Origin of the sequence: Pseudomonas sp. (genome assembly GCF_049590575.1) — a bacterium.
GTDB lineage: Bacteria > Pseudomonadota > Gammaproteobacteria > Pseudomonadales > Pseudomonadaceae > Aquipseudomonas.
In genome coordinates this window covers 1-12,229 of record NZ_JBAWDE010000339.1, presented here as the reverse complement: position 1 = coordinate 12,229, position 12,229 = coordinate 1, and the positions used below count along the sequence as shown (strand labels likewise).

At 62.2% G+C, this 12,229-nt stretch carries 12 protein-coding genes; 4 read left to right on the top strand and 8 right to left on the bottom strand.

Going from position 1 to position 12,229, the window contains the following annotated elements; genetic code table 11:
* The 5 genes from WBR57_RS23430 to WBR57_RS23410 form a co-directional block, all read right to left on the bottom strand.
* On the bottom strand, positions 1–460 hold a 460-nt coding region (locus WBR57_RS23430), incomplete at its 3' end, for an ATP-binding cassette domain-containing protein (RefSeq protein WP_424087092.1).
* Entirely contained in the window at positions 457–1,413 is a 957-nt protein-coding gene (locus WBR57_RS23425) for an ABC transporter ATP-binding protein (protein ID WP_424087090.1), read from the bottom strand. The genes WBR57_RS23430 and WBR57_RS23425, both read right to left, overlap by 4 nt.
* Entirely contained in the window at positions 1,410–2,267 is an 858-nt protein-coding gene (locus WBR57_RS23420; protein ID WP_424087088.1) for an ABC transporter permease, read from the bottom strand. Before WBR57_RS23420 ends, WBR57_RS23425 begins: the two co-directional genes overlap by 4 nt.
* Entirely contained in the window at positions 2,264–3,211 is a 948-nt protein-coding gene (locus tag WBR57_RS23415) for an ABC transporter permease (protein WP_424087086.1), read from the bottom strand. The genes WBR57_RS23420 and WBR57_RS23415 overlap by 4 nt, the downstream gene beginning before the upstream one ends.
* A gap of 3 nt (positions 3,212–3,214) precedes the next feature.
* Positions 3,215–4,102: a proline iminopeptidase-family hydrolase gene (locus tag WBR57_RS23410; protein ID WP_424087084.1), complete on the bottom strand. Its 888-nt coding sequence runs from the start codon at positions 4,100–4,102 to the stop codon at positions 3,215–3,217.
* Positions 4,103–4,285: 183 nt separating this feature from the next.
* Here WBR57_RS23410 and WBR57_RS23405 point away from each other — a divergent pair, with 183 nt between their 5' ends.
* Positions 4,286–5,050: a LuxR family transcriptional regulator gene (locus tag WBR57_RS23405; RefSeq protein WP_424087082.1), complete on the top strand. Its 765-nt coding sequence runs from the start codon at positions 4,286–4,288 to the stop codon at positions 5,048–5,050.
* 93 nt (positions 5,051–5,143) lie between these two features.
* A complete protein-coding gene (locus WBR57_RS23400; RefSeq protein ID WP_424087080.1) occupies positions 5,144–6,070 on the top strand; it encodes a proline iminopeptidase-family hydrolase in 927 nt (308 codons plus the stop codon).
* Between the two features lie 39 nt (positions 6,071–6,109).
* Here the strand turns inward: WBR57_RS23400 and WBR57_RS23395 are convergent, their stop codons facing one another.
* A complete protein-coding gene (locus WBR57_RS23395; protein WP_424087078.1) occupies positions 6,110–7,612 on the bottom strand; it encodes a nucleobase:cation symporter-2 family protein in 1,503 nt (500 codons plus the stop codon).
* Between the two features lie 158 nt (positions 7,613–7,770).
* Between WBR57_RS23395 and WBR57_RS23390 the strand changes: the two genes are divergently transcribed.
* Entirely contained in the window at positions 7,771–8,604 is an 834-nt protein-coding gene (locus WBR57_RS23390) for a nucleoside-binding protein (RefSeq protein WP_424087076.1), read from the top strand.
* Between the two features lie 70 nt (positions 8,605–8,674).
* Here the strand turns inward: WBR57_RS23390 and punC are convergent, their stop codons facing one another.
* Entirely contained in the window at positions 8,675–9,859 is a 1,185-nt protein-coding gene (gene punC, locus WBR57_RS23385; protein ID WP_424087074.1) for a purine nucleoside transporter PunC, read from the bottom strand.
* Positions 9,860–9,981: 122 nt separating this feature from the next.
* Between punC and punR the strand changes: the two genes are divergently transcribed.
* Positions 9,982–10,896 carry a DNA-binding transcriptional activator PunR gene (gene punR / locus WBR57_RS23380; RefSeq protein ID WP_424087073.1) on the top strand — a complete coding sequence of 305 codons (915 nt, stop codon included), beginning with the start codon at positions 9,982–9,984 and terminating at the stop codon, positions 10,894–10,896.
* 35 nt (positions 10,897–10,931) lie between these two features.
* Here the strand turns inward: punR and WBR57_RS23375 are convergent, their stop codons facing one another.
* Positions 10,932–12,101, bottom strand: a complete 1,170-nt coding sequence (locus WBR57_RS23375) for an aspartate aminotransferase family protein (RefSeq protein WP_424087072.1) — start codon at positions 12,099–12,101, stop codon at positions 10,932–10,934.
* Positions 12,102–12,229 lie beyond the last annotated feature (128 nt).

Here is a 12,229-nt window from a genome sequence, read left to right as displayed (position 1 = left end):
AGCCGGGCTTGCGGCTGGCCAGCTCGGGGCGCAGGCCGACCAGGTCAAGCAGTTCATTGACGCGGGCCGGGATCTGCTCCGGGGCGACTTTGCGCTGCACCCGCAACACCTCGGCGATGGTTTCGCCGATGGTGTGACGCGGGTTCAGCGCGGCGTACGGGTCCTGAAAGATCATCGCGGTTTCATGCCGCAGTCGGGCGATGTCGATCGCCGAGCCATGGGCCATGTCGACGCCATCGAACAGCACCTGGCCGGCGCTGATCGGGTTGAGGTGCAGGATCGCCCGCCCGAGGGTGCTTTTGCCGCTGCCGGACTCGCCGACCAGGCCCAGGGTTTCGCCCGCCGCCAGGTTCAGCGACACACCGTTCACCGCCCTCACCCACTGTTTGTTCAGGCCGAACACACCACTGCCGGACGCGGCGAAGCGCACCTCCAGGTCCTTGATCTGCAACAGGCTCATGGCTGACCTCCCAAGGGGTAGTGGCACGCCACCCGCGCGCCTTCCGGCAGCAATTCGGTGCACAACGCGCCGACCTGCGGGCAACGCGGGTTGAAGCGGCAACCGGCGGGCAACGCGTCGAGCAATGGCGGCTGGCCGGGAATGGTGCGCAGCAAGGCATGCCCGCTGCTGTGCGCCGGCTGGCAATCGATCAGGCCAGCGGTGTACGGGTGTTGCGGGTGCGCCAGCAACTCGTATTTGCTGCCGTGCTCGCACAGGCGCCCGGCGTACATCACCGCGATGGAATCGCAGGTCTGCGCCACCACGCCGAGGTCGTGGGTGATCATGATCAGCGACAGCCCGCGCGTGTCACGCAGGTCCAGCAACAGGCGCAGGATCTGCGCCTGCACGGTCACGTCGAGGGCCGTGGTCGGCTCGTCGGCGATCAGCACTTTCGGGTTGCAGCCCAGGGCCACGGCGATCATCGCGCGCTGGCGCATGCCGCCGGAAAACTCGTGGGGGTAATTGTCGACCCGCGCCTGGGGATCGGGAATGCCCACCTGGCGCAGCACCTCGATGGCTTGGCGGCGTGCGTCTTTTTTCGACGCGCCTTGATGCAGGCGGATGCCCTCGGCGATCTGCTCGCCGATGCGCATCAAGGGGTCGAGGTGGCTGCTGGGGTTCTGGAAAATCATGCCCAGTTGCCCACCGCGGACCGCGCGCATGCCGGCCTCATCCAGCTGCAGCAAATCTTCGCCGGCCAGGCGTACCGCGCCGCCCTGCACACGCAGGCTAGGCGACGGCAACAGGCGCATCAGGCCGCGACAGGCCATGGTCTTGCCCGAGCCGCTCTCGCCCACCAGGCCAAGGATTTCGCCTTCGGCAAGGTCGAAGGACACGCGGTCGACCAGGGTGATATCCCGCCCGGTGTTGTTGGCGATCACGCTCAGGTCGCGCACTTGGAGCAGGCTCATGCGCGGTCCCCCAGCACTTGCGCGACGCCATCGGCGAGCAGGCTGAAGCCCATGGCCAGGGTCACGATGGCCATGCCCGGAAACGTGCAGATCCACCAGGCGGTGGTGATGAACGCCTGCCCTTCGGCGACCATCGTGCCCCATTCGGCGGTCGGCGGTTGCACGCCCAGGCCCAGGTAGCTCACGGCGGCACCGTTGAGCAGCACCAGCACCGCGTCCGACATGGAGAACACAATCGAGCCGAACATCGCGTTCGGCAGCAAATGCCGAAACAGAATGCGCCCGTGCCCAAAGCCCAGGCTTTTGGCGGCCAGGGCAAATTCGCTTTCCTTGAGCACCAGGATCTGCGAGCGGATCAGCCGCGCGTACGACACCCAACCCACCAGGGCCATGGCGATATAAAAGCTCTTCAGGCCCGGGCCGAGGATGGCCATGATCGCCAGCATCAACACCAGGAACGGGAACGCCAGGATCACGTCGATCACGCGCATGCAGAAGCTGTCGAAACGCCCGCCGATATAACCGGACACCGCGCCGACAAAGGTGCCGATCATGAACGGGAAAATCACCCCGACGATGGCCAGTTGCAGGTCGATCCGCGCGCCCCAGATGACCCTCGACAGAATGTCCCGACCGTAGTTGTCCGTTCCGAATGGGTGCGCCAGGCTGGGGCCGAGCAGGCTGAAATCGGTGTTCTGCGCTATCGGGTCATACGGCGCGATCCACGGCGCGAACAGCGCCAGGGCAAACCACACCAGCAGGATCAACAGGCCCCACGCGGCGGTCAGCCGGCCATTGCGAAACCCAAACCGCAGGCGCAGACGCCACGGGGCAATCAATGGGCGGCTGCTCATTGCATTTTCACCCGTGGGTCGAGGGCGACGGTCGCCACGTCGGCGATGAAGTTGACCACCACCGTCGCACACGCCAGCACCATGGCCACGCCCTGAACCACCATGTAGTCGCGGGTGAAAATGCCGCGCACCAGCAACTGGCCGATGCCGGGGATGGCGAACAGGCTTTCGATAACAACCGTGCCGCTGATCAACCAGCCGATGTTCACGGCCAACAGGTTGACCGCCGGCACCAGCGAGTTAGGCAACACATGGCGGGAGAACACCGCGGCCTCCGACAACCCGCGCGCGCGGGCGGCGGTGACGTGATCGGCCTGCAACTCCATCAACATGCTGGCGCGCAGGTTGCGCACCAGCACCGCTGACAGCGCCAAAGCGATGGTCAAGCACGGCAGCACCATGTGGTGCGCCTTGTCCAGCCAGGTGCGGCCGTAGCCCGACACCGGAAACAGCCCCCATTGCACGCTCAGCAGCAGGATCAGCATCAAGCCCAGCCAGAACGCCGGCATGCCCAGGCCCACGGTGGTGAACACGCGGATCAGGTTATCGACCCAACCGCCTTTGTTGCGCGCGGCCAGTGTGGCCAGCGGCACCGCGATCAATAGCGCCAGCACGACGCTGCCGAGCACCAGCACCAGGGTCGGCTCGATGCGCGTGACGATCAGCTTCAAGGCATCGACCTTGTACAACAGCGACTGGCCGAGGTCGCCCTTGAGCAGGTTCTTCAGGAAGTAGAAATATTGCAGCCACAACGGTTGGTCGAGGCCGTACTGGGCGCGGATTTTCAGCAAGGCGTCCGGCGTGCTGCGCGACCCCAGCAAGGCCCGCGCCGGGTCGCCGGGGATCGAGCGCACCAGCACAAAGGTGATCAGGCTGATGCCAAACAGCACCGGCAGCAATTGCAGCGGCCGGGACAACACAAAACGGTAGCGCGCCAAATTCATTCGTCAGCCTCGATGGCGAGCGAGGAAGTCCAGCAGCACCGGGAAGTACGCTTGGGGTTCCTCATAAAAGGGCATGTGGCTGCTGTTGGGAAATACGTGCAACTCGGCATGGCGCGCCGCCATCTTCATGCGCATCGCGCAAGCGGGGGTGAGTTCGTCGTGCTGGCCGGTGGTGATCAGCATCGGCATCTTGAAATCGGCCATCTGCGGGATGCGGTTCCAGTCCTTCAGGTTGCCGATGTAGAGGAATTCGTTGGGCCCCTGCATGGTTTCGTAGGGGCCCATGTTCCAGTCGTCCAGCGAGCGTCTGACCGGTGCCGGCCATTCGTCCAGGCGGCAGACATGGCGATAGTTGAGCAAGGTGATCGCCGCTTGGTACTGCGGATGGTCGAGGGTGCCCATGGCTTCGTGGCGCTGCATCATCGCCACCGTCTCGCTGCCGAGCGCGCCGCGCAGGCGTTCGAGCTCCTGGGACAGGTGCGGAATGTCGCCGACGGTGTTTTCGAGGATCAGGCTTTTCAGCGCATCGGCATAGTGGATGGCGTATTCGATCCCCAGCCAGCCGCCCCAGGAATGCCCGAGCAGGTGCACACGGCCCAGGCCCAGGGTTTGGCGCACGGTTTCAACTTCTTCGACATAACGGCCGATTTCCCACAACGAAACGTCGGTCGGTCTGGCAGAAGCGCCCGTACCAAGCTGGTCGAATGCAACCACTCGCAGGTTATGGTCTTTGAGCCAGCCATGGGCGTCGCGCAAGTAGTCACACGGCAGGCCCGGGCCGCCGTTGAGGCACAGCAGCACCTCATCGCCTTCGCCAAAGCTGTAGACCACGAGGTTATGGCCGTCGACTTGCACGTTGTACTGCTGGTCGGGGGCAATTTCACGCCACATGCATACATTCCTTGTGTTGTGTCGGCCTGGCAGGTAGCGGCCGTATTTCAGGCCAACACTACCGAGGATGCCGCGCGTCCATAACCTAGCATTTCTTATAGGTTTGGCCTGGCAGTCCTTCGCCGGGGCGTGGCATTCTACTTGCAGCAAGTCGAGATTCAAATGAATTCGGGAGCAGAACGGATGCTGGCCAAGCTGACTGCCTTAAATCACCGTCTGATGCCGGGCAGGAGCCTGGATGAGCAGATGGACAACACGTTCATCCTCGCCCAGCAGTTGGGCTTCGATGCACTGGTGTATGACTACACCCCGGTGCCGATCGACCAGGATGGTGCATTGATCACCCCTACGGTGCTGGAACTGCGCAACACTCCCGCCGACTGGCACGCCTTGTGGTGCAGCAAAGGGTATTACCAGATCGACCCGGTGCAACACCTGGCCCTGCGCACGGTGTCGCCGTTCGTATGGTCATACGAAGCCAAGGCCGATACCGCCCTGCAGGCCATCATCGACCCCTGCCACGCCCCGGTTTCGTCCTACCTGCACGAGCAGCAGCTGACGTGCGGCGTCAGCGTACCGATGCACTTGCCGCGGGGTGGCTTCGCTTCGCTGACCGGCCTGCGCACCGGCAAAGCCCATACCGTGTTGCAGGATGCGCAGCAGACCTTGTCGGATTTCAGTCTTATTTCCCACGCCTTGCAGGAAGCGGCGTACCCGTTATTCAGCAAGGAGCTACGCAGTTACCCGCATATCCACCTGACCAAACGCGAGCGCGAGTGCCTGAAATGGGCTGCCGAGGGCCTGACCGCTGCCGAAATCGCTACGCAGTTGAGCCGTTCCCTGGCCGTGGTCACCCTGCACCTGGCCTCGGCGATGCATAAACTGGGGGCAAAAAATCGTGTACAGGCAGTGGTGCGCGCCACCCATTACCGCCTGCTCGAAGACTGAACTTGAGCAAAACCTAGCTGTTTTGCTAGTTACCTGAATGTCGCGCCCGGATTATCGTAACCCTGATCCTTTTTCTTCAGAGCAGGGTACGAAATGGAATTCATCGAAAAAATTCGCGAAGGGTATGCGGCGTTTGGCGCCTACCAGACCTGGTTCCGCGTCACCGGTGACCTCTGCAGCGGCCGCACGCCCCTGGTGGTGATCCACGGCGGCCCCGGCTGCACCCATGACTACGTGGACGCATTCAAGGACGTCGCCGCCAGCGGCCACGCCGTGATCCACTATGACCAACTCGGCAACGGCCGCTCCACCCACTTGCCCGACAAAGACCCGTCCTTCTGGACCGTCAGCCTGTTCCTCGACGAGCTGAACAACCTGCTCGACCACCTGCAGATCAGCGATAACTACGCAATCCTCGGCCAGTCGTGGGGCGGCATGCTCGGCAGTGAACACGCGATCCTGCAGCCCAAGGGCCTGCGCGCGTTCATCCCGGCCAACTCGCCGACGTGCATGCGCACCTGGGTCAGCGAAGCCAACCGGCTGCGCCAATTGTTGCCCGAAGGCGTGCATGAAACCCTGCTCAAGCATGAAGCCGCCGGCACCTACCAGGACCCGGAATACCTCACGGCTTCGCGAGTGTTCTATGACCATCACGTGTGCCGGGTGGTGCCGTGGCCGGAGGAAGTGGCGCGTACCTTCGCCCAGGTTGATTCCGACCCCACGGTGTACCACGCCATGAGCGGCCCGACCGAATTCCATGTGATCGGCAGCTTGAAGGACTGGAAGTCCATTGGCCGGCTGTCGGCGATCAACGTGCCAACCCTGGTGATTTCCGGCCGGCACGACGAGGCGACACCGCTGGTGGTCAAGCCCTTCCTGGATGAAATCGCCGATGTGCGCTGGGCGCTGTTTGAAGACTCCAGCCACATGCCCCATGTGGAAGAACGCCAGGCATGCATGGGGACCGTGGTGAAGTTCCTGGATGAGGTGTGTTCGGGCAATGTCCTGAAAGCCGGTTGAAGACTGAATGTGGGAGCGGGATTGCCCGCTCCTACAGGTTTAAACCTCAGTGGTCTCAGGCTTTGTCGACTTCCTCGGGGCTTCAGCCACCAACGGAATCTCCTTACCCTCGGCATCAAACAACTTGCCGCCGCTGAAGTAATCCCCCTCGCGCAACGCGGCCACATCGTGGAAGTACAGGCTGCGCTCAGTCCCCGCCACAAACACCGACTGCTGATCCGAGTTACCCGCGGTGAAGTGGTTAAACGCCAGGTTCAGCAGGATCGCCATGATCGCTGACGAGCTGATGCCCGAGTGGAAAATGGTCGCGAACCAGCTGGGGAAGTGATCGTAGAAGCTTGGCGCGGCGATTGGGATCATGCCGAAACCGATGGAAGTGGCCACGATGATCAGGTTCATGTTGTTGCGGTAATCCACCTTGGACAGGGTGCGAATCCCGCTCGCCGCCACTGTGCCGAACAGCACAATCCCCGCCCCGCCCAGCACTGAAGTGGGCACTGCCGCGATCACCCGGCCCATAAAGGGCAGCAGGCCGAGAATCACCAGGAACAACCCACCGGTCGCCACCACAAAGCGGCTCTTGACCCCGGTAACCGCCACCAGGCCGACGTTCTGGGCGAACGCGCTCTGGGTGAACGAACCGAAGATCGGCGCAAACATGCTTGACAACATATCGGCGCGCAGGCCGTTGCCGAGGCGCTTGGAGTCGACCTTGGTGTCAATGATTTCACCCACCGCCAGGATGTCCGCCGAGGTCTCCACCAGCGTCACCATCACCACGATGCACATGGAAATGATCGCCGCGATATGAAAGGTCGGCATGCCGAAATGGAACGGCGTGGGAAAACCGAACATCGGCCCCTGGGTCACACCGGAGAAGTCGGCCATGCCCAGGAACACCGCGATCACTGTGCCGATCACCATCGCCAGCAGGATCGACAGGCGCGAGATGGTCGCGCTGCCGATCTTGCTCAAGAGCAGCACCAACACCAGGGTCAGCGCCGCCAGGCCGATATTCGGCATGCTGCCGAAATCCGCCGCGCGGCTGTTGCCGCCCATGGCCCAGCGCGCCGCAACGGGCATCAGGGTCAGGCCGATGGTAGTGATCACGATGCCGGTGACCAACGGCGGGAAAAACTTGGTGATCCGCGAGAACACCGGCGTAATCAGCAACCCGATCAAGGACGCGGCCATCACCGCCCCGAGAATCGCTGGGATCCCACCGGCGCCATCGCTGCCGACAATCGCCACCATGGTGGCCACGCCGGCAAACGACACGCCCTGCACCAGCGGCAACTGGCAGCCAAAAAACGGCAGGCCCAGGGTTTGCAACAGCGTCGCCAGGCCACCGGCAAACAGCGACGCGGCGATCAATAAACCGATATCCGCGGGCGACAACCCGGCGGCCTGGCCGACGATCAGCGGTACCGCGACAATGCCGCCGTACATGGTGAGCACATGCTGCAGGCCATAAGCCATGTTGGCCGCTACGCCGAGATTCTCATCTTCTGGCCGCTGCGGTGACGCCTTCGGGATAGTCATGGTGAGGGGTTCTCTATTTTTGTTGTGCGGCCACTGTATGCAATGTTTGGACTGGATGTCCATAGAGTTGTATACAATCAGTCATACAAGATACCCTCCATCGGCGTTACAAAAATAATCCGGCCGCAATGAGCCAGGACGCCAAAGGACTAAAAACCATGAAAAAGGCATTACAGGGAGCAACCGTCGCACTGACCCTCCTCGGCGGCGGGGAGGCTGTCGCGGTGGAATGGATGAACAACAGCCTGGGCTTTCGCTATGGCCAGCAGTTCACCAACCCGAACAACCCCGACGAATTCAGCAAGCGCATCTACAGCTTCACCCACGCCAGCGGCTACACCTACGGCAGCAATTTCCTCAACCTGGATGTGTTCCTGTCCGACAGCCGCGACCCGCGCAAGGGCACCGATCACGGTGGCAGCGAGGTGTACGCGGTGTACCGGCACCAGCTGTACGCGTCCCGGGTGTTCGATGTGCCGCTGGGCACCGGCCTGATCAAGGATTACGCGCTGACCCTGGGCTTCGACGCCAACCGCAACAACAACTTCGCCTCGGCAAAAAAGCGCGCCCTGATGATCGGCCCGACCGTGAAATTCAACACCGTGGGGGTGCTGGACCTGAGCCTGATGTACTACAAGGAGCGCAACCACACCGGCATCCCCGGCGCGCAGGAGTCAAACCACACCTTCGACGACACCTACATGCTCAACCTGACCTGGCTGCGCCCCTTCGAAATCGCCAACCATGCGGCGAAGTTCCAGGGGTTTATCAATTACGTCGGGGAAAAAGGCGAGGACTACCACGGCCGTGACACTGCACCGGAAGCGCTGATGCGCACCGCACTGATGGTGGCGGTGCGACCGGGTAAAAGCGTGAAGCCGAACCTGTATCTCGGGGTGGGGTATGAGTACTGGCATAACAAGTTCGGCGTGGACGGCGGCCGGGGGAGCCGCACGTCGACACCTACGCTGAATATAGAAGTGACGTTTTAGTCACTGAAGAAACCCGATCAAAGGTGGGAGGGGGCTTGCCCCCTCCCACACTGTTGATTGCATTTGACCTTTAAGCGTTGGCCAGCTCAGAATTGTCGGCCTTGGGCCGCGCCAGCCAATACCCCAATACCGCCAACGGCGCGGTCGCCAGCATCACGATCACGGTGATCAGCAATGGTTGCTCGATCATCGACGACACCAGCAGGCTGCTGAGAAAGCACAGCCCCAGTTGCAAGGTATTCTGCAGCGCCGCCGCCTTGCCGGAGTTTTCCGCAAACGGCATCAGCGCATTCGCCACCACGATCGGGTAGCTCGCGCCGTTGACCAGGGCCATCAGGCAGAACGGAATCAGCAAAGTGGTCAGGGTCGGCACGGTCAAGGTCGCCACCAGGTACAACGCGACCATGCTGATGCAGTAGGCCAGCAGCAACCACGGCAACAGGGTCTTGCCTTGCACATGCTGCAAGGCGCTGCGGCAACTGTAGCCACCGACCAGAAACGCCAAGGTTGGCAGCACATAGCTCAGGCCGATGTCATTCGGGCTGTAGCCCATGTCGCCGAGGATGAAGGGCGACGCCGTCAGCCAGGCGAAGAAGCTCGCCGAGCACGCGGCAAAGATCATCACGTTGCCGGTGAACACGCGCGAAGTCAGCAACTGGCCATACCCGAGACGCGAAGGCTCGCCTTGTTCTGCCGGACGCTTCGGCATCTTGCGCAGGAACAAAGTCGGCAGCAGCAACAACAGCGACACGCCTAGCAGCACGCCAAAGATCGCCTGCCAGCCAAAGTGGTTGAGCACCATCGCGCCCAACAGCGGCGCCAATGCGGGTGACAACGACATCAACGGCATGATGCTGGCGAACACGCGGTGTGCTTTCTCGGCCGGGTAGCGATCGATCACCAGCGCCTGCCAACTGACGGCGGCGGAACACACGCCAATCGCCTGCATAAAGCGCAAGGCCAGCAGTTGCGGGGCGGTCTCGACCCAGAACATGCCTGCGCAGCCCAACACAAACAGGCTCAGACCTGCGAGCAGGATCGGCTTGCGCCCCAGGCGGTCGGACAACGGCCCCCACAGCAACTGCCCCACCGCGAAGCCGGCAAGGAAAATACTCAAGCTGGCGCCGACTGCGCCAGCGCCGATCTGCAATTGCTCGCCCATGGCGCCGAACGCCGGCAAGTACATGTCCATGGCCAGATAACCGAGCATGCTCAGCCCCGCCAGATACCCAGTGAAACCAAAAGAATTTTTCATTGAAGCCTTGTAGAAACTGCCATCAAACTATTTGCTGACTAGCGCCCATTATGAAGCTGACAATTTTTGTGTGAAGCGATAATAATTGGACGCTCTTATCAATAATTTTGAAGGCATGCGCAATGTGGTCCGAATACTCTCTGGATGTCGTCGATGCGGTGGCGCGCCACGGCAGCTTCAGCGCCGCTGCCCAGGAATTGCACCGCGTGCCGTCGGCCATCAGCTATACCGTGCGCCAGCTCGAAGAGTGGCTGGCAGTGCCGCTGTTTGTAAGGCGCCACCGCGATGTAGAGCTGACCCCGGCCGGCCGTCTGTTTATAGACGAAGCGCGCGGCGTGATGAAAAAAATGCTCGGCACGCGGCGGTTGTGCCAGCAGCTGGCGAATGGCTGGAGTGGCCAGTTGAAAGTTGCGGTGGATTCCATCGTCAAACCCCAGCGCTGTCGGCAGTTGGTGCTGGATTTCTATCGACAGTTTCCCGAGGTCGAATTGCTGCTGGAGTACGAGGTGTACAACGGCGTGTGGGACGCCCTGGCGGATGAGCGCACCGACATTGTGATCGGCGCCACCAGCGCGGTGCCGGTGGCCAGCCACTTCACCTTTCGTGACATGGGTTTGCTGAACTGGCTGTGCGTGGTCAGCGCGCGCCACCCACTGGCGAGCATTGACGGTTTGCTCAATGACGACCAACTGCGGCCGTTCGCCTCGCTGTGCATGACCGACACCTCGCGCAACCTGCCCAAGCGCGACACCTGGACCCTGGATAACCAGCGCCGGCTGGTGGTGCCCAACTGGGCGTCCGCCATCGACTGCTTGCGCGATGGCCTGTGCGTCGGCATGGCCCCGGCGCACCAAGTGCTGCCGTGGATAGAACGCGGCGAATTGGTCGCGCTGCAACTGTCGCGACCCTTCCCCGCCAGCCCCTCGTGCGTGGCCTGGGCACAGAGCAAGCTGTCCCCGGCCATGGCGTGGTTGCTGGAATACCTGGGCGATACCGAGACCCTGAACCAGGAGTGGCTGAACGGTCCGGATCGCTGAAAATCACAGGGCCTGCTCCCACCGTTTGATCGTATTCAATCCAACAGGCGGGTAATGGCGCGCACGATCATCTCGACTTCCTTGGCATCCAGGGTCAATGGCGGCAGCAGGCGAATGATTTTGCCCCGCGTGACGTTGATCAACAAACCGTGCTCCTGGGCTGCCCGTTGCGCCAGGTCGCGATAAGGCCTGGCCAATTCGATACCAATCATCAGGCCCTGGCCGCGAATCGCCAGCACCTGCGAGTGTTCGCTCAACTCCACGCGCAACCGCGCCAGCAAGCGTTCACCTTGCAGCGCGGCGTTCTGCAACAAGCCTTGTTCTTCGATGATCTCCAGCACGGTGCAGCCCACCCGGCAGGCCAGTGGATTGCCGCCGAACGTGCTGCCATGGCTGCCGGGCGTAAACAGTTGAGCCACGCCGGCACGCGCCAGGCAGGCGCCGATGGGCACGCCATTGCCGAGCCCTTTGGCCAGGGTCATCACGTCCGGCACGATGCCTTCATGCTGGAACGCAAACCAGGCGCCGGTGCGGCCGATACCGGTCTGGATTTCATCGAGCATCATCAGCCAGCCATGGCGGCTGCAGTGATCGCGCAGGGCTTTGAGGTAACCAGGGGGCGCGGGGAGCACCCCGCTTTCGCCCTGAATCGGCTCAAGCAAGACCGCGGCGATACGCGGGCCAAAGGTTTCGGTGAGCGCTTCCAGCGGGGCGAGGTCCCCAAAGGCGATCTTTAGAAAATCCCCCGGCAAACGCTGAAACCCCAACCGCACCGATGGGCCATCACTCGCCGCCATGGTGCCCAGCGTGCGGCCATGGAAAGCGTTCTCCATCACCACTACCAAGGGCTCCTCAATGCCTTTTTTCCAACCGTGCAAGCGCGCCAGTTTCAGCGCCGTCTCATTGGCTTCGGCACCGGAGTTGTTGAAGAAGGCACTGTCCAGGCCGGACAACTGGGTCAAGCGTTCGGCCAGCCGTTGCTGCCAGTCGATGCTGTAGAGGTTGGATGTGTGCAGCAGCAAGCCGGCCTGTTCGCTGATGGCCGTCACCAGCCTGGGGTGGGAATGCCCGACGTTGGTTACCGCCACGCCCGCCACCGCGTCCAGGTATTCACGGCCCTGCTGGTCCCACAGGCGCGTGCCCAGGCCACGGGTAAAGCTCAGGGCCAGGGGTTGATAGGTGGTCATCAGGCAGGCGGCGGTCATGGTGGCGGGCTCCAGTGCATCGTTATGATGGCTCCAGTATCGTTAGCCACTTGAGCTGGATAAACTGCGCACTCCTGCAATGACTTTAAACCAGGGCTTGATAATGGATCTGTTCCAGGCAATGTCGG

Bases quoted from the DNA above. Each gene is read 5' to 3' on its own strand.
- WBR57_RS23425 (WP_424087090.1), bottom strand. From the start codon at position 1,413: ATGAGCCTGCTCCAAGTGCGCGACCTGAGCGTGATCGCCAACAACACC.
- WBR57_RS23410 (WP_424087084.1), bottom strand. From the start codon at position 4,102: ATGTGGCGTGAAATTGCCCCCGACCAGCAGTACAACGTGCAAGTCGAC.
- WBR57_RS23375 (WP_424087072.1), bottom strand. From the start codon at position 12,101: ATGACCGCCGCCTGCCTGATGACCACCTATCAACCCCTGGCCCTGAGC.
- WBR57_RS23415 (WP_424087086.1), bottom strand. From the start codon at position 3,211: ATGAATTTGGCGCGCTACCGTTTTGTGTTGTCCCGGCCGCTGCAATTG.
- WBR57_RS23405 (WP_424087082.1), top strand. From the start codon at position 4,286: ATGCTGGCCAAGCTGACTGCCTTAAATCACCGTCTGATGCCGGGCAGG.
- WBR57_RS23395 (WP_424087078.1), bottom strand. From the start codon at position 7,612: ATGACTATCCCGAAGGCGTCACCGCAGCGGCCAGAAGATGAGAATCTC.
- punC (WP_424087074.1), bottom strand. From the start codon at position 9,859: ATGAAAAATTCTTTTGGTTTCACTGGGTATCTGGCGGGGCTGAGCATG.
- WBR57_RS23420 (WP_424087088.1), bottom strand. From the start codon at position 2,267: ATGAGCAGCCGCCCATTGATTGCCCCGTGGCGTCTGCGCCTGCGGTTT.
- WBR57_RS23390 (WP_424087076.1), top strand. From the start codon at position 7,771: ATGAAAAAGGCATTACAGGGAGCAACCGTCGCACTGACCCTCCTCGGC.
- WBR57_RS23400 (WP_424087080.1), top strand. From the start codon at position 5,144: ATGGAATTCATCGAAAAAATTCGCGAAGGGTATGCGGCGTTTGGCGCC.
- punR (WP_424087073.1), top strand. From the start codon at position 9,982: ATGTGGTCCGAATACTCTCTGGATGTCGTCGATGCGGTGGCGCGCCAC.